The sequence below is a fragment of the Mesorhizobium delmotii genome, from assembly GCF_900149755.1.
GTDB classification, from domain to species: Bacteria; Pseudomonadota; Alphaproteobacteria; order Rhizobiales; family Rhizobiaceae; genus Mesorhizobium; species Mesorhizobium delmotii.
This window is the reverse complement of sequence record NZ_FUIG01000019.1, coordinates 206,219-226,940: the sequence shown is the minus strand read 5'-3', so window position 1 is coordinate 226,940 and position 20,722 is coordinate 206,219. Positions and strand designations below refer to the sequence as shown.

The window sequence follows — 20,722 nt, the reverse complement described above, 5'->3', positions numbered from 1 at the left end:
CGTGCCCGGAGCCCGACCTTTGAGGAGCCATCGAGCGGGAAATTGGCCCGCTCTAAATGGAGCCCTCAGATGTCGCAAGATCTTTCCCTCGCCTAAAGCCACGCCTTCCAGCTCGTAGTCCAGGCCGGGAAGTCAGGAGTTCCGCGATCGCTTTGACAGCGCTTCAGCGATGAACGCCGTTTTGGCGTTGCTGTAGCCTTCCCGATCAGAGCCGAACCTGTCGGCAAGGCGCTTCTTGAGAAGCCCATATGTTTTCGTCACGTCGGGATTGGCGCGCAAGTAGTCGCGAAAAGCTATATGCCGCCCGAAGATCACCGACCGCATCGGAGCGCTGCACCAGAGTGCGCGCTATTGCCGCGCGCTGCTGCTGGCCGCCTGACAATGTTGATGCGCGCTGCCAGGCAACCTCGGAAATACCAACTCGGGCAAGAGCCTCCCGCGCGGCCATCTTCTCTTCGCTGGTAAACCACCCCAAGGTGCCGCGCCACGCGGAAATTTGACCGAGATTGCCGAGTAGCACATACAGCGACTTACCCTGACAGTTTCACGACAGATTGTGTAGATTGTGGCTGACGGCGAGGACAAAGTAGTTCCGCTCTCTCATTCTGACGGGAATGCTTTCGTATCCGCATTCCCAAAGGGCAGATGTCGTTCCGTTACTAAGGCGAAACCATATCTTTTAGCGAAATAGGCTTGAGATGCTTGAGCCGTTGTGAATTGCTAGAATCGCATGAGCAAACAGTTACGAGACCGAGCAGACCTCGATTTTGCCGATGCGCTTTCGGGCGATAGTGGAAGCGTATCAGTAACCACCAGGGAAGCTAACTGCGAGGAGGCGATCTTTGACGTTGCTGCGCCGGAAAGCACAGGATGCACTGCCGCCGCCTCAACGGAGATAGCTCCCCGGTTCAAGACGAACGCAGCTGCTTCCATCAGCGTGCCGCCGCTAGCGATTTCGTCATCAACGATCAACGCTCTTTTGCCTTTGACGTCACCGATCAGGTTGACCGGGCGGGGCTTTTCACCGCTTTCCATCACCCTCTGGACCTGAGACGTCCACTCATCGGCTTCATCAGAGTTGCACCGATTGACTTCAATTCGACCGTTGAAGCGGCAGCCAGTCTGATCCCGTCGGAGAAACAAGGGCTGCGGCCCCCCATGCCGGTGTGAAAATCGCTGCCTCCCGCAATTATGGTCACTGCACAAAACGGCCTTGGACCAGATAGCGATAGCCAACTTCGCTCATCCAGCGCGCGCGGGCCAAATGGCTATCATAGATGCGTTTGGCGCGTTCCGGGTGGGCATCGACATCGAACCCAAAAATGATCTCGACAGCCTCCCGCCAGTCGGCCCCGTCCCGCGCTGCGTCGAAGAGGCGCAGATAAGTGATCCTGTGGCGCCAGTCGTAATCGGTTATCGCGTCGACATTCGGGGGGCTGTCTTCGTAAGGGGGTATCTCGGGCATGGTCTTATCGTGAAGCGGTGCATTGCCGGGTGAGCAAAGGTGCCACAGGGCTGAATGAGAATGAACCCCCTGTGCTCTTCCTTGTTCGCCGAGGCTTGCTCTGGGCTGGACCAATATCTGCGAGGTCATCGATGATTCATGGCGTTGGCATTGGCTTGTCGCAACGGTTCTACGAAAGCCTCGTTGCACCAATTCTCCAACAGCATTTTCCCAAACTGCCCCACGCGGCGGCCAGAATCGGCCTCGGGTCGGAGGTGCTTGGCTACGACACTGATATGTCCGCAGACCACGACTACGGTCCATGCGTGCAGATCTTTCTACCCGAAGCGGAATTTTCCGAGACAGCCCGGGAGATAATGCGGATCCTGGACCTCAGCTTGCCCGATACATTCGACGGCTGGCCAGTTCGCTACCCCACCAATGTCCGTCCGTCCGCTGCCGATGCCGGAGCAGGTCTGCTGGGATCAGAACACGGTGTTGAACTATATACATTGTCGGCTTGGTGCGATCGCTTTCTCGGGAGGCAGTTTACAGCTGACGTCACCACGCACGATTGGCTTTCCTATCCCGAGCAATTGTTTTTGACCGTGACGGCTGGTGCGGTTTTTCGAGACGACATCGGCGAACTAAGCGCTCTTAGGGATCGCCTTCGCTACTTCCCACGTGACGTGTGGCTCTACAAGCTCGCGGCCCAGTGGGGACGCATCGCCGAGGAACGCGCCTATATCGGTCGAACCGGTGATGCCGGTGACGAGATTGGCTCCCGCGTAATCGCCGCGCGCATGGTCGGAAATATCATGCGCCTCGCCATGCTGGTCGAACGCCAGTATGCGCCTTATCCCAAATGGCTTGGCACGGCCTTTGCCCGATTGCCCTGCGCACCCGAACTCACAGAGACTCTCGAGCAAATCCTGTCGGCTCCGGACTGGCGGAAGCGTGAAGCCGGACTCTTCGACGCTTGCTGGTTCATCGCCGAGCTGCAAATGGCAAGAGGCGTGCCCGGCGCGATTGCTCCGTCTGTCGGGTCGCTTCACAACCGACCGTTCCGGTTTGTCGATTCCCTTCAGATCGGCAATGCGCTTCGATCTGCCATAGCGGATGATGAATTGCGAGAACTGCCGGAATTTGGGGCGGCCGACCAGTTCATCAGCAGCAATTTCGTTCTCGCCGTCCCGAAATTCTCGAGAGCAGCGGTTACTGCCTTGCTGGATCTAAAGGCGGAACTCAAGTAACCGCAAGCATTGATCTAATCTTGCCCGAACGGCTTGGGCCGCTTCGGGCTCGATCGCATGGTTCACAGCATGTGCTGCCAAATGGGCGCAAAGAGTCCTCAGGCTTCCGGCGGCTGGGCATCGCGGTAGCCCCTTCGCCTCTTGCTCAGCTCGAGGCGGACCAGGGCGCTGTCCGCCTCTTCCGACTGATCGAATGTCTGGACCATTGACTGGCCGTTTGTTCCGATGCGGCCCCAGCTGCGGATGACCGAAACGCCTCCGAACAGCGTTGGCTGGATCGCCAGCACATAGAAGCGCCGCATGTTTTGTGTAGGGTCGACGCGGCGCAGATGAACGCGTCCGGGTTCCTTGCTCGACATTGGCCCGAGTCTCGCTTCATTTGGAAGCGCCGTCCAACGACTTTCCTGAATCGATCCCGGCAGACCGATTCACGCCGCTGATGCGTCAGTCGCACCAGTACCGCCGGCCGCCGTCCCATCGGCGTGCAAGGCCCTCTGCGATCAATGTCTCGCCGATCGATCGCCCGTTCCTGGTCACGGTCCTGAGCTTCCGCCCATGTCGATCCTCGTCGCGCCAGCCGGCCACCAATGAGAACTTTCCTGCATTCAGCAATTCCCGCAACCTGCGCTTCGCCGTCTCACCCTTTGTCCGCTCTGCCTCGCAACGGGGCGGGCTCAGCTCCGGCGTGTCGATATCGGCAATCCTGATCTTCACACCCTGATGCCAGAACGTGTCGCCATCCACCACGCAGGTCACGCGGGGACCCTCGCCGCATATCGGAAACGAAGCCGAAAGCAAGTCCTGTCGCGGTGCCGAGACGAGGGCCGCCACACCAGCGATCCCACCCGCTCCGCTGAGCTGGTAAGCGCCGAACGCCGCTGCTGCGACGAGTGCGCCGACTATCAATTTCGCAATCGCCGATCCGAGTTTCCGACGCGATGATCTCTTCCGATAGACGGACTGTTTCCCGCGCGGCGTCTTCGGCTGCCCGAAGCGCGTTTTTTTCTTCTGGCGGAATCTGACGACGGTGTTCAACTCATGCCTCCCTGCTCGGCTTCCGAGGTTTTCGCAGGATGCGGTTTCGATCGTCTTACGGGCATCGTTCAACTTCCCCGCATCTCAGGGGCAGCAATGGCGACCTGGAGCTGAAGCGGATTTGGGCGAGCCGCCTGCGGCGATCTGGCTCTAGTCGCGACCCTTCGCGTCGCTCCCGGAGCCCGCTCCGCGGTCTCCGCGCATGCGCGTGACGATCCATCTCGCGGGGCGTGTGCGTCCGGCCGGACCGTCGATGCTCCTGCTGACGACGGCAGCTCCGGCATCGGTCCGCGGCGAAGCCTCATTGCGCCATCTCCTTCCGGTGGAATCTGTTTTCGGTGACGCAGGCCCTCATGTTCGCGCGACGGAACCAGATGGCGCGCCCGCATCTGAGCGGCGGATTGCCGGCCGTGAAGACGATCTGCTCGTCGGCGCGCATGCGCATCACCTCGTGCGGCAGGATCAGCGGCCGGCGCGCGAGCTGCTTGGAGCGTGTGCGCGAGGAACCGGACATTTGCGAGGAGCGGCTCAGCTGGTCGACCTCGACCGTGGTGTCGCCGCAGCGCTTCGAGATGTAGTCGGCGGTCTCTGGATCGTTGATCGCGGCGAAGGAAATCCACGAGGCGCTCTCGAACCATTTCGAGGTGGCGTCGCGCCCGCCATAAGCCTCGCGCATCTGGCCGATCGACTGGTAGAGCAGGGTCATGGTGATGCCGTATTTGCGGCCGGCATCACGTGCGGTCTCGAGAATGCGCAGGAAGCCGAGCCGGGCAACCTCGTCGAGCAGGAACAGCGTGCGGCCCTTCACCTCGCCATTGCGGTTGTAGATCGCATTCATCAGCGCGCCGATGATGACGCGGGCAAGCCCCGGATGCGCCTCCAGCACCTTCAAGTCAAGAGCGATGAAGATGTCGGTCTCGCCGGCGGCGAGCTCGTCTGTGGCAAAACTGTCGCCGGAGACGAGTGCTGCATAGTTCGGATAGGAGAGCCAGTGCGTCTCCTTCACCGCGTTGGCATAGACGCCGGAAAAGGTCTCCGGCGTCATGGCGATGAAGGGCGCGACGTTCTCCTTCACGAAATCCGATTCGGACTGTTCGTAGATCTTCGTCAGGCGCTCGCGCAGCTTCGGCTCCGGCTCCGACAGATTGGTGCGGACCTGCCTGAGAGTCTGGTCCCTTCTTTCCGTATGACCGGACAGGCAGACATCGGCGATCAGCGCGATGAGAAGCTGCATCGCCGACGCGCGAAAGAAGTCGTCGCGCGCCGAAGCGTGCCGCGCCGTGTCCGTCATCACCCAGGTCGCGACAGCGACGATGTCCTCCTCCTTCGTGCTGCCGAAACGTCCGATCCAGTCGAGAGCGTTGAAGCCGGTGGCGGCATCGGCCGGGTCGAGCACGATCACCTTGCGACCTGCCTTGCGCCGGTGGTCGATCACCATCGGCGCGACCTCCGATGACGGGTCGAGCACTACGAGCCCGCCGCCCCATTTGAGGGCGGAGGGAACCGTCACCGAGGTGGTCTTGAAGCCGCCGGAGCCGGCGAAGACGATGCCATGGGAGGAGCCGAACGAGCCGTCAAAGCAGAGCAGCGGCGAGCGGCCGCCCGCTCCCCATGTCTCGCGACTGTCGGCGTCGAACGCCACCCCCGCCACATGATCACGATCGACACGATAACGCTCGCCGATCACGATGCCGCCGGTTTCAGGAAACAGCCTTCCGGCCGCCTCCATTCTCATCCAGTCGGTCTCGCCGTGGATTGCCCGCTTTCCGCGGACGCGGCGGGGACCGGCCGCCGCGAAAGCGGCATTGCCCTTGATCGCCACGCGCAGCGCGAACACGCCGCACATCAGCGCGATCGTCGCGCCGACCGCCGTTCCCGGATCGGCATAGGAGAGCGCCGTCTCGCCCGCGGGCACCGGATCGGCGAGTGCAATCAGCCGGGCGGTCTCGCGCGTCACGGCGAGCGCCACGACGACCACGGCTGCGCCTACCACGCTCCAGCCCGCGGAGCGGATCGCATGCGCACCAGCGGCCGCGAACAGAAAGATCACGCCAGCAAGCCCGGCCACCGCATAGGGAAGGGCAAGGCCGGCCCTTCCGAGCATGAGCCGCGCGTTCTCGCTTGTTGCAAAGCTCGCAAGCCAGCTCTCAATGCCGGTCATGCCGATGCAGACCGCCAGCATCAGCGCCGCCGGCGCAAGGACGAGCAGCACCCTATTCATGGTCGCGCCCGAAGGCTTCCGCGCCGATCGCCAGCAGCCTCGCGCGCTCCGCCTCATCGGCCTTGATCCGGTCAACGCCGTCGATCAGCAGGCCCAAGAGCAGCGCCCGCTTCTCATAGCGCAGGCCCGCCTTTACGATCAGCCCGCCGAGCTCGATCTTCTCGCGCGTGTCCTTCTTGCGGGCTTCCGATGAGCTCGACCGGCGCATGCGCTCAAGCCTCGTGATCGCCGCCCGCATCCGCGCCAGACGCGAGCGCAGCGGTCGCATCGCTGGCGCTCCTGCCCGCAGCGGCATTTTTCTTTCCGGTCGATTTCCCGCCGGCAGCGCGAAACCGCCCGGCAAGGTCCTCGAATGCCGCGAGCAGCGCCGTCTCCTCAATCTCGATCTCGCCAAGACCGGCCTTGAGCGCGACGCGCCCGATGCGCTCTGCCTCGCGCGTCTCGGCCGCCTTGAGCTGGTCCTGCAAGCGGGCGATTTCTTCCCTGATCTTGGATGACGGCTTCTTCATTCCGGACGACCTTCCGCATTCAGCTTCTGCTCGGTTGAGACCCAGCTTTCCCCGGATGAGGGACAGTCGCCACTCATAAAAAAACTAGTCGGCGGAGCCGACGCTGCCTGAGATGATCCCGGCCGTTCCGAAGGAGCGGCATCCAAGGGCGCAGTAATACGTCGCTGACGCGACGTGAATGGCGCCGGGCCCTGGCGGGGCCGTGCCACTCCCGACGAACACCGGGTTCGTTTCTCGTCGGAGGCGCCGTCACCGTGGCAATCACGCATTTCACGCCCCAGCTCATCGGACGCGGCTCAGGCCGCAGCGCCGTGCTCTCGGCCGCGTATCGCCACTGCGCGCGCATGGAATACGAGGCCGAGGCGCGCACCGTCGACTATTCCAACAAGCGCAATCTCGCCCATGAGGAATTTTTGCTGCCGCCCGATGCGCCGGCCTGGGTGAGGGCGCTGATTGCCGACCGCTCGGTCGCTGGTGCCGCGGAAGCCTTCTGGAATCGCGTCGAGGCGTTCGAAAAGCGCGAGGACGCGCAGTTCGCCAAGGAATTCATCATCGCGCTGCCGGTCGAACTGTCGAAGGAGCAGAACATCGCGCTGATGCGCCAGTTCGTGGCCGAGCAGGTTCTGGCGCGCGGGCAGGTCGCGGACTGGGTCTATCACAACGAGATCTCTCCTGGTGGCGCCGATACCTCCCGTCCTGGCCAAGGCCAGGATGGGATCGGCGCGCGCAATCCGCATGTCCATCTGATGACGACGTTGCGGCCGCTCACCGAGGACGGATTCGGCCCGAAGAAGGTCGCCGTCATCGGCGAAGACGGCGAGGTCCTGCGCAACAAGGCAGGCAAAATCGTCTACCGGCTCTGGTCCGGCGAGAAGGCCGAGTTCCTGGAGCAGCGCAATGGCTGGCTCGATCTACAGAACCAGCATCTGGCGCTCGGCGGTTTCGAGATCCGCGTCGACGGGCGCTCCTATGCGGAGCACGGCATCGATCTGGTGCCGACCACGCATATCGGCGTGGCGACGAAGGCGATCGACCGCAAGCGAGAAAAGCCCGGCTGGTCTCCGAAGCTCGAACGCGTCGAGCTGTTCGAGGAGCGCAAGGCCGAAAACCGCAAACGCATCCTGCGCCGGCCGGAGATCGTGCTCGATGTTCTTTCGTCGGAGAAAAGCGTCTTTGCCGAGAGCGACATCGCCAAGGTGCTGCATCGCTATATCGACGATGCCAGCGCCTTCCGGCAGCTGATGGCGCGCATTCTTCAGAGCCCGAAACTGCTCCGCATCGAGCGCGAAAGCGTCGACTTCGCGACCGGCGAAAGAATGCCGGCGCGCTATACGACGCGCGCGCTGATCCGCCTCGAAGCCGGTATGGCGCGGCGGGCGATCTGGCTGTCGAACCAGGGCTCGCATGGCGTTCGGGGAAAGGTGCTGGAGAGCGTCTTCGCGCGCCATGAGCGGCTGTCGGCCGAGCAGAGAATGGCGATCGAGCATGTGACGAAGGCGGATGGGATCGCCGCGGTGGTCGGCCGCGCCGGCGCCGGCAAGACTACCATGATGAAGGCCGCGCGCGAGGCCTGGGAGCTCGCCGGCTACCGCGTGGTCGGGGGCGCGCTCGCAGGCAAAGCGGCCGAGGGTCTGGAGAAGGAAGCGGGGATCCAAAGCCGCACGCTGGCGTCATGGGAGCTGCGCTGGAAAGAAGGCAGGGACAGGCTCGACGAAAAAACCGTTTGTGTCCTCGACGAGGCCGGCATGGTCGCCTCCAAGCAGATGGCGCTGTTCGTCGAAGCCGCCGTGAAGGCCGGCGCCAAGCTGGTGTTGGTCGGCGATCCCGAGCAGCTCCAGCCGATACAGGCGGGCGCCGCGTTCCGGGCGATCGTCGAGCGCATCGGCTATGCCGAGCTCGAGACGATCTACCGCCAGCGCGAGGAATGGATGCGCACCGCCTCGCTCGACTTGGCGCGCGGCCGGATCGCCGAGGCGATCTCGGCCTACCGGCAGCAGGGCAGGGTGCTCGGCTCCGACTTGAAGGCCGAAGCGGTCGCCGGCCTGATCGCGGATTGGGATCGGGACTACGATCCCGCGAAGAGCTCGCTCATCCTGGCGCATCTGCGCCGCGACGTGCGCCTGCTCAACACCATGGCGCGCGAGAAGCTCGTCGCGCGCGGCATCGTCGGAGAGGGACATGTCTTCCGCACGGAGGACGGCGTCCGAAAATTCGATGTCGGCGACCAGATCGTGTTCCTGAAGAACGACAGCGCGCTCGGCGTCAAAAACGGCATGATCGGCAGGATCGTCGAGGCCGCGCCCCGCCGCATCGTCGCGGCGATCGGCGAGGGCGACCGGCTCCGTCAGGTCACCGTCGACCAGCAGACCTACCGCAACGTCGACCACGGCTACGCAACCACGATCCACAAGGCCCAAGGCGCCACCGTCGACCGGGTGAAGGTGCTGGCCTCGCTCTCGCTCGACCGGCATCTGACCTATGTCGCGATGACCAGGCACCGCGAGGACATGACGCTCTATTACGGGCGCCGCTCCTTCGGCTTCCATGGCGGACTGGTCAAGGTGCTGTCCCGGCGAAACGCCAAGGAAACCACGCTCGATTACGAGCGCGGCACGCTCTACCGCCAGGCGCTCCGTTTCGCCGAAAACCGCGGCCTCAGTATTGTTCGCGTGGCTCGCACCCTGCTCCGCGATCGCGTCGATTGGACGATCCGGCAGAAGCAACAGCTCGCCGATCTCACCCAGCGCCTGCGCGGTGTGGGCGAGCGCCTCGGCCTCTTCGAACCCCGCCAGACCCAGAGACAGAAGGAGGCCGTACCGATGGTCGCCGGCGTCACCCTGTTCGCCAACTCGATAAAGGAAACGGTGGAGGAGAAACTGCGCTCCGATCCCGCCGTCTCGAAGCAATGGGACGAGGTTTCCACGCGCTTCCGCTATGTCTTCGCCGATCCGGAAACCGCGTTCCGCGCCATGAATTTCGACGCGGTTCTGTCCGATCCAGCCGCGGCGAAAGCGGCGCTTGACCGGCTTGTGTCGGAGCCGCAGACCCTCGGCGCCCTCAAGGGCAGGACCGGCCTTCTCGCCGGCAAGGCCGATCGCGAGGACCGGCGCGTCGCCGAGCACAATGTCCCGGCGCTGAAGCGCGACATCGAGCGCTATCTCAGCCTGCGCCAGTCGGCCGTGCGGAAGATCGAGGCCGAGGAGCAGGCGAAGCGCCATCGCGTCTCGATCGACATCCCGGCGCTGTCGCCTGGCGCTATCCAAGTGCTCGAGCGCGTGCGCGATGCGATCGACCGCAACGACCTGCCGGCGGCGCTCGGCTTCGCGATCTCCAACCGCGAGGCGAAGGCCGAGATCGAGGGCTTCAACAAGGTGATCGCCGAGCGGTTCGGCGAGCGCACGCTGCTGACCAATGCAGCGCGCGAACCCTCGGGCAGGGCGTTCGACAAGGCGGCTGAGGGGCTCGCGCCGGGCGAGCGGCAGAAGCTCGCCGAGGCATGGCCGATCATGCGCACAGCCCAGCAGCTCGCTGCCCATGAACGCACGGCCGAGACCCTGAAGCAGTCGAAAAACCTGCGGCAGACGCAGCGCCAGACGCCGGTGATGAAGCAATGAGGCGGCGGCGCGCCATCGTGATCATCGCGGTCACGGCGGCGAGCCTCGTGATTCTTCCGGCCATCGCTTGGCTCGGTGGCTTGCGCACCAATCTGACGCGCAGCTATCCGCTCGGCCTCTGGCGCATCGAGCCGCTCGAACGGACTGCAGCAGTGGGCGATCTTGTCTTCATCTGCCCGCCGGATACCGCGGTACTCCGGATGGCGCGGGATCGCTTCTATCTCAGCCGCGGCCTCTGTCCGGGATGGTTCAGCCCGCTGATCAAGACGGTCGTCGCGACGGAAGGGCAGGCGATTGCGATCGGCGCTGGCGTCTCCGTCGACGGCAAGCCGCTTCCCCGTTCCGATGTTCAGCCACGCGATGCCGCGGGCAGGGCGCTTGCACCCTTCGCCGGCGGACACGTTCCAGCCGGCTTCCTGTTTCTCCACTCCGATTTCGCAGGCTCCTATGATTCGAGATATTTCGGGCCGATCCCCGCCAGCGGCCTGCTTGGCCGCGCGCAACCGCTCCTCACCTTCGAGCCATGATATGGCGCACGGCGCGGTGCTGATCGCGAGCGCCGCGCTCATCGGCGTGGTTGCCTGGAGCGGCGACCCGCTGGCGCTGCCGCTGGCGATGCTGTTTCCGGCGCTGTGGGCATTGGCGCGGGGGCGCGTCATGGTCGCGCTCGTCTCTGCGGCCTATTTCCTGGCCGCGTCACACGGCCTGCCGCAGGGTGTCGCCAATTTCTACGGCTCCGATCTCTGGCCCGGCCTGCTGCTGTGGGTCGCGGCATCGCTCTCCTTCGTTGCCGTCCATACGCCCCTCTGGACGAAGCGTCCGGGATGGGTGAAGGCAGCACGGTTTGCTTTGGCGGCCGTGTTGATGGCAGTGCCGCCCTTCGGGATCGTGGGTTGGGCGCATCCGCTGACGGCCGCCGGCGTGCTGTTCCCGGGATGGGGATGGCTTGGCCTGACAGCCACGGCCGCCGGTCTGCTCGTCATGACGACGAGAGCATGGCCGGCTGCCGCGATCACGCTGGGAGGGATCTGGCTCTGGTCCGCCGCGTTTTGGACGGAGCCGGCTTTCCCCGACGGTTTCCGTGGCGTCGACCTGGAGATGGGGCGAAGTCTCGGCCGCGACGGCACGCTCGAGCGACAGCGTGCCCTGATCGCCACGGTCATGCGGACCGCGCAGCACGGCGGCGAGATCGTCGTGCTTCCCGAAAGCGCGCTCGGGTTCTGGACGCCGAGCGTCGCGCAGCTTTGGCGCGATGCTCTGAGCGGCAGCGGCGTCACCGTGATCGCCGGCGCAGCCGTCGTCGAGCCTCAGGGCTACGACAACGTCCTCATCGAAGTATCGGCGCATGAGGCCGGCATCCTCTATCGCGAGCGCATGCCGGTCCCGGTCTCGATGTGGCAGCCCTGGCGCCTTTGGCTGGGGCAGGGCGGCGGCGCCCGAGCGCATCTCTTCGCCAATCCCGTTGTCGAGCTCGCCGGCCGGCGGGTCGCGCCGCTCATCTGCTACGAGCAGCTCGTCGTCTGGCCCGTCCTGCAGTCGATGCTGCACCGGCCCGACACCATCGTGGCCGTCGGCAATGGCTGGTGGACCGCCGGTACTATCATCGTCGCCATCCAGAACGCCAGCACGATCGCCTGGGCGCGGCTGTTCGGCCTGCCGCTCGTCACAGCCTTCAACACGTGAACATGGAGCCGCCCATGATCGACGCCGCCCTCATCCAGCAATGCGCCGATCCCGGTCTGAAGCCGGCGATCCTCGAGAGATTCATCGCCGAGGCGGGTTCGCTCGATCCACACCGTTCGATCCGGCGTCGTGTGGTGCTGGTTCCCCGCCAAGCACGCCGGATGAAGCCGTGGCCCTCATCCGGCAGCATGTCGGCAGGGCCGTCGCGCGGGTCGGGATCACTCAATACCCGGGGGCTCGGGGTAACCGAGGTCTTGGAGCTGACGCCCGACCTGGTTGACAAATGCGCCAACATCCACTTGGGCACGAAGTTGTTCGGCAAGGTCTACCGCGTTCGAATTCTGCCCCGCGAAACCCGACAATGGTCATCCTGAGCAGACATGGAGATCTCGAGCGAGTAAGATCGGAAGCAGACCTACAACCGAAGGTCGATTCTCGTCTGGTGGGGCAGAGAGAAATACCACGACGAGTGTGTCACTGGCAATATCGGCTGCACCGCCTAAATCGCCTCGCCTACGCGAATGGAGTGCACCGTAAGATGGACGGCGGAGTAAGATGGACCTGCGGACGGGTCTTTCAGAAACGATTTACTACGCCGTGTAAGAACGCTTCGGCGGGAGCCGGAAGACAGGCGATCCGCATGTGCGCGGCGTTATGTCCTTTGATTGCCGTAGCCAACCGGCTAATTCTTCCACGCCGCCGCAGTTACGACTGACTTGTCGGCGCAAAGCGTTTGCCGAACCGATTGAACAGATCAAAGCCTATCTGCTTTTCAAAATCGCGCAACGAGCGGCTAACGGTGGTTGCGACGTTCTTAATCGGGCTGCCACGGCCGTCACGCTATTATTCACCACGATGGCGTTGAAGATTTCTGTCTGACGCTGATCCAGCGCACGCTGCCGCTACCCATATATCAAAACTAAATTAGAGCCCTATGAGAACGTATTTTCCTGGCAAAGGGTTTTCTGAAATGATCTGCCGAGATTGGAAGTAGCGGTAGCATTTCGTGGACGTGACTCCCCTCCTCGGGGTTCATCAAAGTGAGATCTTATTGATGCCAAGACAATCGTTCGCACTTGCGACGAAACGGAGGGCGCTTTGGTCGTTAGGCAGGCCTACGGCGGCTCCCGCTCTGGATTCGGCTGGAAATTTTGAGCGGTGGAGGTAGCAATGTCGCAGATCGATCGCCTCGAAGCTCAACGCCGCGGAGTTCCCTGGGCGTGGTTCATCGATAGCTCAGGCACATGGACCCACGCTCTTTCGCAGCCGGAACATGACGTAGATTTCTATCATCAGGTCGAGATTCCCATGCGCGATGGGATCCATCTTCGGGGAAACATCTGGCGGCCCAAAGCCGAAGGGCAGTTCCCCGTCATCCTGATATTTACTCCGTATGACAATAGTACTGCGAGCCCAGAGAAACCGATGAGTGATATCATCGGTCGGGCGAAATACTTTGTTCCCCGCGGTTATGCAATTGTTTCTGTAAATACGCGAGGACGATATGGCTCAGAGGGAGATCCATATCTGTTCTTTTTTAAAGACTGGCACACGGGCGGCCACGAGGGCTACGACGTTCACGACTGCATCGAGTGGCTTGGGACACGATCATGGTCGTCGGGCGCGGTCGCTATGACCGGAGTTTCGTATCTCGCCACGGTGCAATGGATGGGTGCGATGCTTGGCAGTCGGTACCTGAAAACAATCGTCCCAATGGCTAGCGCTGATGACCATTTCCAAAACATAAATAGGGACGGTTGTCTCTTGCTGAGCCAAGCAATCAGATTGATGGTCATTGGCGAGCAGCGGACGAACGAGGGCGACCTTTGGAACAAATTCGTCGACTGGGAGCGGATTTATCGGCATCTGCCGCTTCGAACGATGGACGAGGCCTTGCTCGGGAAGAAATCACAGATCTGGGGTGATTTCTTTGACCATCCCAACAACGATGACTATTGGCGTCTGGGTAGCCCCGGTGCTCGATATCATGTCGGGGAGATGACCACCGGGAACTATCCAAAAGTTAATGTCCCGACACTAAACATCACAGGTTGGTATGACTGCGATTTGCAGGGCACGATCAACAATTACCTCGGCATGGTGGCCTATGGCCCTGAGGAATTGCGGACGTCTCACCGTCTCATAATTGGACCGTGGGATCATAATTGGACCCATCCACAGGTGGGTGATCGAGACTACGGGGCGGATGCTGAAGTTGATCTTCACCGACTGGAGCTCCGGTGGTTCGACTATTGGCTTAAAGGCACGGACAATGGTGTGTTCCAGGAACCGCCGGTGCACGTCTTCATTTCCGGAGCGAATCGCTGGCGCGCCGACCCGTCGTGGCCTGTACCGGATGCGCTCAGTACCAACTTCTACCTACGCAGCGGTGGCCACGCCAACAGCCTTTTCGGAAACGGTCAGCTCAGCGAGATGAAGCCAGTAAAGGAGCCCGCCGACCGGTTTGTGTATGATCCGGCCGATCCGGTGCCTACGGTAGGAGGTGGTGTCTGGACTGGTCTAGAACCAAATATGTCGGGTCCGCAGGACCGTCGGCCGGTCGAGCGCCGCGACGATGTCCTCGTGTACACAAGCGCGCCGCTTGAGCGCGAGCTTCAAGTGGTCGGCCGTATCTTCGCCCACATCTACGCGGCATCGAGTGCGCCGGATACAGACTTTATCGTGTCCTTGGTTGACGTTGACCCGAGCGGTTACGCAACACTTCTTGCAACAGGCAACATCAGGGCCAGATATCGAAACTCTTTTGCGACGCAGGAACTCATCGTTCCTGGCGACGTCTACGAGTATACAATCGATCTTTGGTCGATCGGCCACCTCTTCAAGAAGGGGCACCGCATTCGACTGGAAGTCACGAGCAGCAGTTTCCCGTGGTTCGAACCGAACCCGAACACAGGTCTGCAGAAGGGCGAAGACACAAGCTACGCTCTCGCTGAGCAGACGATATTTCATGAGGCTGAGTATCCCTCATGTATTGTACTGCCGGTTGTGCCCGCCGGGGATGCTCCCACGTAACAGTGGCGTGACTTTGCATTCAGCAACGCCGAACTTGGCGAGGGGGGTACCGCATAGTGCGGCGAATCGGCGCGAAGGCAGGATTACGGCCTTCCGCGGAGGCGAACATTTCCGCGAAGGGGTGAGAGGATGATGGTGATTCGTGCAATTGCGGTGCGGGCTTTGCAGATCGGGATTGTTGCGTTGTTCGTGACCGTCGGCACCAACCTGCTGGTGCGGGTTGTGCCGGGTGATCCGGCGCAGACCATGCTTGGTGACAGGGCATCAGCTGAGTCGCTGAGCGCCCTTCGCCACGAGCTCGGCATCGACCGGCCGGTGTTGCAGCAGGTTGCAGGAGAGTTGGGCAGATTGCTGCAGGGCGATCTTGGCACGTCGTTCGCTTATCGAGGGCAGGAGGTTACGTCGCTGATCGGTCCGGCGCTGGTGGTGACGGGGAGCCTGGCGGCCATGGCCATTATCTTCTCGCTGCTCGGCGGGGTCCCCCTTGGTTTATGGCTTGCGATGGTGCGCCGCTCAGAGGCAGACCTGCTCGGGCGGCTTAGCACGACCATCCTGCTAGCGCTGCCCAGTTTCATGGCCGGTCTCATCGTGCTGTACGTCGTCGCGCTGCGGTTCGGGCTTGCGCCGGCTGGTGGTTGGGCCGGGTCGTGGCCTGCGAACCTCGAATATCTGTGGCTTCCTGCCGTCGCCCTCTCGCTGTATCTCGGACCGCTAATCGCGCGCACGGTGCGTCAGGCTGCGCTGGATGCGCTCGGGCAGCCGTTCGTTGAAGCGGCCCGCACACGTGGTGTTTCCCGGTACCGCATCGTGTTTTGTCACGTCCTTCCTAACGCGATGTTGCCGGTGATCACGTTGGTCGGGTTCAATGCCGGTATTTTGGTGAGTGGTGCGGTGACCGTCGAGACGGTCTTTGCGCTGCCCGGACTTGGAGCCCAGCTGCTTCAAGCCATGGGCACGCGGGATTTTCCGGTCGTGCAGAGCATCGCGCTGCTCACGGCTCTCGCGGTGGTCGTGTTCAATCTGCTGGCCGACCTGCTCAATATCGCTGTCGATCCCCGCCTGAGGAGGAGTGCCTAATGGCTGCAGAAACCGCTGAATTCGCAGGACCCGGCCGCGTCTCCGTTCGCCGGCCAGCACGAATCGAGCTGCGCATTGGTGTGGGGCTGATCTCTGCTGTAGTGCTCGCCTGTCTGCTGATTCCGATCGTGAATAGCACGGATCCGAACGCCCTGGTCGCCGCTCCGCTGCAGCCGCCGTCGGGTGAGCATCCATTCGGTACCGACTCGGTGGGCCGCGATGTTTTCATCCGAGTGTTCACCGCCGGTCGCATAGACATCGCGCTCGCGGGGCTCGGTGTGATAGTCCCGCTGGTCTTCGGCACGGTGATTGGCACGATGGTGGGCGCGTCGCGCCGCCGAACAGTGGATGCGGTTGCGATGCGGCTGACCGACGGTGTCATCGCGTTTCCTTTCGTTATCTTGGTCCTCGTCATCGTGCTCATTACCGGCGCGGGCACACGGGTCTGGCCGCTGCCGGCGGGCGGCGCCTCGATACTCGCGGCCGTGTGGATGGTGAACTGGACGATCTACGCGCGCCTTGCCCGCACCCGCACACGCGTCCTCAGAGAGGAAGATTTCGTCGCGGCCGCCCGACTACTCGGCTTCTCCCACGTTCGGATCGTGGCACGTCACCTGCTGCCATTGGTGTGGCCCACCACGGTGACTTACGCGGTTGCCGACGCGCTTTTCATGGTGTCCCTCATTGCTGCGTTGCCGTTTCTGGGGGCCGGTATCCAGCCACCTACTCCGGAATGGGGCAGCATCATGTATGAGGGTCGCGGTTACCTGGGAGATGCCTGGTGGATCTCGTTGAGCGCCGTGGGTGTGGTGCTGGTTCTTGGCATCGGGGTGATGCTGGTGGTCGACTCCCTCGCCTCCAGCATACGAAGGGCTAGGTTGCCATGACCGAGACGCTGCTACATGCTTCGAACGTCGCGATCGAGATCGCTGGCCTTGAGCTGGTCTCCCAGGTCAACCTCAAGGTCGACAAGGGAGGCTCGGTTGGGATCGTCGGTGAGACGGGTTCGGGCAAGAGCCTGACTTGCCGCGCATTCGCGGGATCGCTGGCCGTGCTCGGTGGACGCATCAGCCGCGGCACCTTGTCTCTCGCGGGCAGGAACGTCACCTCACCGAGGGCGCACGCTGAGGCGGGGCTGTACGGCCGGGTCGTCACGCTTATGCCGCAAAACTCGATGTCGGCGTTGAACCCGCTGATGCGCATCGGCACCCACCTGACCGAAACCATCAAGGCACTTGATGCCGACGGCGGCATTGCACCCAAGGTACGTGCGACGGAGCTTCTCGACCGCGTCGGGCTGCGCGAACCCGAACGCGTTCTGCGGCAGTATGCGCACCAGTTATCGGGCGGCATGCGGCAACGGGTCATGATCGCCTTGGCGATCGCCGGCCGTCCCCATCTGTTGATCGCCGACGAACCTACGACAGCGCTGGATGTGTCCGTCCAGAAGGAAATCCTTGAGCTTCTGCGCCGGCTCAACCACGAGGAGAACATGGGCCTCATCTTGGTCAGCCACGACTTGGGTGTCGTCAAAGCGGCGACGCAGTCCGTGGCCGTGATGTACGGCGGGATGGTCGTCGAGCACGGAACCACCGAAACTGTGCTGCGGCATCCCAGGCACCCTTACACCCAGGCGTTGCTCCGAGCCCGTCCAGCGATCGGGCGCACGGAACGCCTCATCGGGATCCCTGGTATCCCAGCCAGCCCAGATGCGTGGCCGAGCGGTTGCCGCTTCGCACCTCGTTGTCCGCACGCGCTGACCCAGTGCAATGCCTCCGTCCCGGCACTGGAAACGCTCGATGCCCACCATGTCGTGGCCTGCTGCCGCGTCCACGAACTCACGACCGACGATCGAGTGGGCGCAAGCGCATGAGATCCCTCCCGCCAAAATCACCCGCTGAGTCTGAGAGTTCCGTTGTGGCGTCGACTACGAAGAGTCTCATCGGAGAGGTCTCGACGAACCGAGACGGTGGTCATATCAGCGAGCCATCGTCACAGGCCGCTCTGGTGGCTTCCGACGTCACGTTCGCCTACGGTATGGGACCGGCGGTCGTCAAGAATGTCACCCTGACTATCCCTGAAGGAGCAGCGATCGGCATCGTTGGTGAAAGCGGCTCCGGCAAAACCACCCTGGCCAGCCTGCTCGTCGGCATGCTGCTTGCCACCACCGGGACCGTGACGGTACGTGGACGGCCGTGGAGTGCGGTGCGTCGCCGCGATCCGTTGCGGCGCGCCGTGCAGATGGTGTTTCAGAATCCCTATAGCGCGCTCAACCCGCGGCTTTCGGCGCTGAGCACGGTTGCCGAGGTCTACCAGTGCTGCAGCGGTGCCACCAAAGCCGATGCGGCCAAACGTGCCCGGATTCTGCTCGATCGTGTAGGGATCAGCCGTGTAGCGCTCGATAAACGCCCTTGCGACCTCAGCGGGGGACAATGCCAGCGTGTCGGGATTGCACGAGCACTCGCGGCGAACCCTTCGGTAATCGTCGCAGACGAACCAACCTCTGCCCTCGACGTCTCCGTGCAGGCGCAGATCCTCAATCTGCTCAAAGACCTCCGCCACGAACAGGGCGTGGCCCTGGTGCTGATTTCCCACGATCTCAACGTTGTTAGCTACCTGACCGAGCGCGCGATAGTGATGGAGAAAGGCGTCGTCGTCGAAGAAGGCCTCACCACGGACCTGCTCCAATCGCCGGCCCACCATTATACGCGAAGCTTGATCGCCTCAATCCTCTAAATCTTCGCAGGCAGGACCATGTGCAACTACCCAACCTACGCCGTCTAAGTTCACCTGCGCTCACCGGGCACTGTTGTGACGGCACTGGAGATGGAACCCTATGAAAAGGAGCCGAACATGCGCACCAGATGAAACAGATGACACGCCTCACGGCGGCCTGGGAATGACCGAAACACGTCAAGTCTAGAATGGGGAGTAAGTAAACATGTCAATGATACGCAAGGGGGCCGGATGGCTCCTAACGCTCTGGATTGTCCTAGCTGTGACCGCCTACAGCGGCTCATCCGGCGCCACAGACAGTAATACTGACACGCTCAGAATTGGCGTACCACTCATTCCGACGACGCTCGACCCGGGCCAGAACAGCTCCGGGACGCAGATCGGCATCATGCAGCTCATCTCAGGGACGCTCACCATTCTGGACGAAAACGGCAATAACGTCCATATGGGACTCGCGGAGTCGGTGACGCCCGAAGGCGATGACCGGTACATCGTCAAGCTCAAGCCGGGCCTGAAGTTCTCCGACGGTAGCGCACTTACCGCAACAGACGTTGTCGCGTCGTTCGAGCACTACCTCAATGACCAGACGACCTGGGCGAGTTATTCATTCGCCCCGATCAGCAAGGTGACCGCCTCTGACGACCTCACTGTCAACTTCGACCTCAAGCAGCCCTACGCTTCCCTGCCGTTCATCCTCGCGTACTCGACATCGGCGATCATCCCTTCGGAGTCCATCGAGGCTAAGGGCAAAGAGCTTTACAAAGGGGCCCCGCTACCAGCCGCGGGCCAGTTCGAGGTCAAGTCTTTCAGTCAGGACCAGATCACCTTGCAAGCAAACCCGAACTACGCAGGATCGCAGCCTGCGACCAAGACACTCGTCTTCAAGAAGATTGTCGACACCCCCGCGCGCATCGCTCAGGTGCAAGCTGGCGAGATCGATTTCGCCGATGGAATCTCGCCCAAACAGGTCGGCCGACTTTCCCCTCCGGTTGAGGTCCGCACAGCTCATAACGTCATCGGCACGAACTTTTTGCATCTGAACAATCGCAACAACAGCGTGCTCAGTGATGTGCGTGTCCGGCAGGCGATCGCGGTTGCGATCGACCGCAACCAGATCAATCAGGTCGCTTATGCGGGCCGCAATCAGCCGGCGCTCGGCCTGTTTGCAAGCTCCTCGACATACTACGACGCATTCCTTCCGGCAGGTACCGAGGTCGAGCGAGCCAGGGAACTGCTCGCTGGCACCCAGTGCGCGAACGGATGCGAGCTGCGGCTCATCGTCAGCAGCGGTAACGAGGAATATGGTGACACCGCGCTCGTGGTGCAACAAAACTTGAAGAAGATCGGCATCCACGCCGACATCGTGATGGCCGATTCAGCCACGACGCTGCAGTGGAGTGAGGATGGAAATTTCGACATCTTTGTTACCGGTTCTTACGAATTCAGTGATAGTCCGGACTTATACACTAGCAGCGACTGGACACTTGGGCCCGGCCACACGGGCTATTCAAGTCCAGAGATGAAGCAACTGATCCGCCAGCTGGGAGCTGCAACAGAGCCCTCGCGGCACCAGGCGGCCGATAAGGTCAACGCCTTGTTCGAGAAGGATCTGCCGTATATCCCCACCGTAGAGTATGCTATCATCTCGGCGAGCCGAGTCCCGTCCGAACGCTTCCATACCGGTTCTACATACTTATACTATGTCAAATAGTTCAGATCCATCTGTCGGGCGGCGGCTTCAAGGAGTGATGTCCACAGCCGGTGCGCCGGTTCGTGGTGTTCACCGGCGCTGAGAGACGAAATTGGCCGGCTATGAGGCACCCGGATCGTGGCAGAGAGCTATGAGCCGGGTGTACCTTTGGCAGTTGATGACAAAGTTATGGCCTTTTCGCTAGGGTTTGAAAATCCTCATAGCCGAATTCCCCCCAAACTCCGAATCCTATTTGCTTCTCAAGTTCGCGCAGCTCGCGACTAACGGTTGGCTGAGACGTTCTCAAGACCGCCGCTGCTGCCGTCACGCTCTTATGCACCATGATGGCGTTGAAGATTTCTATCTGGCGCTGATTAAGACGCACGCTGCCGCCCCTCCCCATATATCAAAACTAAATTAGAGCCCT

Annotated in this window: 19 protein-coding genes and 2 pseudogenes; 11 read left to right on the top strand and 10 right to left on the bottom strand. The window is 62.2% G+C overall.

Annotated features, from left to right (window positions below):
* Positions 1 to 132 precede the first annotated feature (132 nt).
* The 4 genes and pseudogenes from BQ8482_RS40560 to BQ8482_RS11945 all read right to left on the bottom strand — a co-directional run bounded on the left by BQ8482_RS40560 (position 133) and on the right by BQ8482_RS11945 (position 1,594).
* Entirely contained in the window at positions 133 to 324 is a 192-nt protein-coding gene (locus BQ8482_RS40560; RefSeq protein ID WP_123147795.1) for a GrpB family protein, read from the bottom strand.
* Positions 325 to 334: 10 nt separating this feature from the next.
* Positions 335 to 448, bottom strand: a pseudogene (locus BQ8482_RS40555) (ATP-binding cassette domain-containing protein); the annotation flags it as partial.
* Between the two features lie 272 nt (positions 449 to 720).
* Complete coding sequence (locus BQ8482_RS11950) at positions 721 to 1,143, bottom strand: phosphoribosyltransferase family protein (RefSeq protein ID WP_123147794.1); 423 nt, start codon at positions 1,141 to 1,143, stop codon at positions 721 to 723.
* A gap of 52 nt (positions 1,144 to 1,195) precedes the next feature.
* Entirely contained in the window at positions 1,196 to 1,594 is a 399-nt protein-coding gene (locus BQ8482_RS11945; protein WP_342210941.1) for a hypothetical protein, read from the bottom strand.
* Positions 1,595 to 1,596: 2 nt separating this feature from the next.
* Between BQ8482_RS11945 and BQ8482_RS11940 the strand changes: the two genes are divergently transcribed.
* Positions 1,597 to 2,697: a DUF4037 domain-containing protein gene (locus BQ8482_RS11940; protein ID WP_123147792.1), complete on the top strand. Its 1,101-nt coding sequence runs from the start codon at positions 1,597 to 1,599 to the stop codon at positions 2,695 to 2,697.
* A 98-nt stretch (positions 2,698 to 2,795) separates the two neighbouring features.
* Here BQ8482_RS11940 and BQ8482_RS11935 read toward each other — a convergent pair whose 3' ends face one another.
* From BQ8482_RS11935 to traC, 5 genes are all read right to left on the bottom strand, one after another.
* Positions 2,796 to 3,056: a WGR domain-containing protein gene (locus BQ8482_RS11935; protein WP_123147791.1), complete on the bottom strand. Its 261-nt coding sequence runs from the start codon at positions 3,054 to 3,056 to the stop codon at positions 2,796 to 2,798.
* A gap of 85 nt (positions 3,057 to 3,141) precedes the next feature.
* Positions 3,142 to 3,537 carry a thermonuclease family protein gene (locus tag BQ8482_RS11930; RefSeq protein WP_244602758.1) on the bottom strand — a complete coding sequence of 132 codons (396 nt, stop codon included), beginning with the start codon at positions 3,535 to 3,537 and terminating at the stop codon, positions 3,142 to 3,144.
* 496 nt (positions 3,538 to 4,033) lie between these two features.
* Complete coding sequence (traG, locus tag BQ8482_RS11925) at positions 4,034 to 5,953, bottom strand: Ti-type conjugative transfer system protein TraG (RefSeq protein WP_123147790.1); 1,920 nt, start codon at positions 5,951 to 5,953, stop codon at positions 4,034 to 4,036.
* On the bottom strand, positions 5,946 to 6,161 hold the full coding sequence (traD, locus tag BQ8482_RS11920; RefSeq protein ID WP_165848525.1) for a type IV conjugative transfer system coupling protein TraD: 216 nt from the start codon (positions 6,159 to 6,161) through the stop codon (positions 5,946 to 5,948). The genes traG and traD overlap by 8 nt, the downstream gene beginning before the upstream one ends.
* Before the next feature lie 4 nt (positions 6,162 to 6,165).
* On the bottom strand, positions 6,166 to 6,462 hold the full coding sequence (gene traC / locus BQ8482_RS11915) for a conjugal transfer protein TraC (RefSeq protein ID WP_123147788.1): 297 nt from the start codon (positions 6,460 to 6,462) through the stop codon (positions 6,166 to 6,168).
* 254 nt (positions 6,463 to 6,716) lie between these two features.
* On the opposite strand from traC, the gene traA reads away from it, so the two are divergent.
* The 10 genes and pseudogenes from traA to BQ8482_RS11865 all read left to right on the top strand — a co-directional run bounded on the left by traA (position 6,717) and on the right by BQ8482_RS11865 (position 20,316).
* Complete coding sequence (traA, locus tag BQ8482_RS11910; RefSeq protein WP_123147787.1) at positions 6,717 to 10,076, top strand: Ti-type conjugative transfer relaxase TraA; 3,360 nt, start codon at positions 6,717 to 6,719, stop codon at positions 10,074 to 10,076.
* Positions 10,073 to 10,603, top strand: coding sequence for a conjugative transfer signal peptidase TraF (gene traF / locus BQ8482_RS11905; RefSeq protein WP_123147786.1), 531 nt, complete (start codon positions 10,073 to 10,075; stop codon positions 10,601 to 10,603). Before traA ends, traF begins: the two co-directional genes overlap by 4 nt.
* 1 nt (position 10,604) lies before the next feature.
* On the top strand, positions 10,605 to 11,759 hold the full coding sequence (locus tag BQ8482_RS11900) for a conjugal transfer protein TraB (protein WP_123147785.1): 1,155 nt from the start codon (positions 10,605 to 10,607) through the stop codon (positions 11,757 to 11,759).
* 14 nt (positions 11,760 to 11,773) lie between these two features.
* A pseudogene (locus tag BQ8482_RS11895) lies at positions 11,774 to 12,094 on the top strand (lysozyme family protein); the annotation flags it as partial.
* An 835-nt stretch (positions 12,095 to 12,929) separates the two neighbouring features.
* Entirely contained in the window at positions 12,930 to 14,792 is a 1,863-nt protein-coding gene (locus tag BQ8482_RS11890; protein ID WP_123147784.1) for a CocE/NonD family hydrolase, read from the top strand.
* A 129-nt stretch (positions 14,793 to 14,921) separates the two neighbouring features.
* On the top strand, positions 14,922 to 15,869 hold the full coding sequence (locus BQ8482_RS11885) for an ABC transporter permease (RefSeq protein WP_123147783.1): 948 nt from the start codon (positions 14,922 to 14,924) through the stop codon (positions 15,867 to 15,869).
* Complete coding sequence (locus BQ8482_RS11880) at positions 15,869 to 16,756, top strand: ABC transporter permease (protein ID WP_123147782.1); 888 nt, start codon at positions 15,869 to 15,871, stop codon at positions 16,754 to 16,756. The genes BQ8482_RS11885 and BQ8482_RS11880 overlap by 1 nt, the downstream gene beginning before the upstream one ends.
* The gene (locus BQ8482_RS11875; protein WP_123147781.1) at positions 16,753 to 17,742 is read left to right on the top strand and encodes an ABC transporter ATP-binding protein; all 990 of its coding nucleotides are present in this window, start codon (positions 16,753 to 16,755) and stop codon (positions 17,740 to 17,742) included. The genes BQ8482_RS11880 and BQ8482_RS11875 overlap by 4 nt, the downstream gene beginning before the upstream one ends.
* Before the next feature lie 134 nt (positions 17,743 to 17,876).
* Positions 17,877 to 18,605 (top strand): ABC transporter ATP-binding protein, encoded by a 729-nt coding sequence (locus BQ8482_RS11870; protein WP_208867646.1) that lies wholly within the window; start codon positions 17,877 to 17,879, stop codon positions 18,603 to 18,605.
* A gap of 262 nt (positions 18,606 to 18,867) precedes the next feature.
* Positions 18,868 to 20,316: an ABC transporter substrate-binding protein gene (locus BQ8482_RS11865; protein ID WP_165848524.1), complete on the top strand. Its 1,449-nt coding sequence runs from the start codon at positions 18,868 to 18,870 to the stop codon at positions 20,314 to 20,316.
* A gap of 166 nt (positions 20,317 to 20,482) precedes the next feature.
* Here BQ8482_RS11865 and BQ8482_RS11860 read toward each other — a convergent pair whose 3' ends face one another.
* A complete protein-coding gene (locus tag BQ8482_RS11860) occupies positions 20,483 to 20,698 on the bottom strand; it encodes a LysR family transcriptional regulator (RefSeq protein ID WP_280178820.1) in 216 nt (71 codons plus the stop codon).
* Positions 20,699 to 20,722 lie beyond the last annotated feature (24 nt).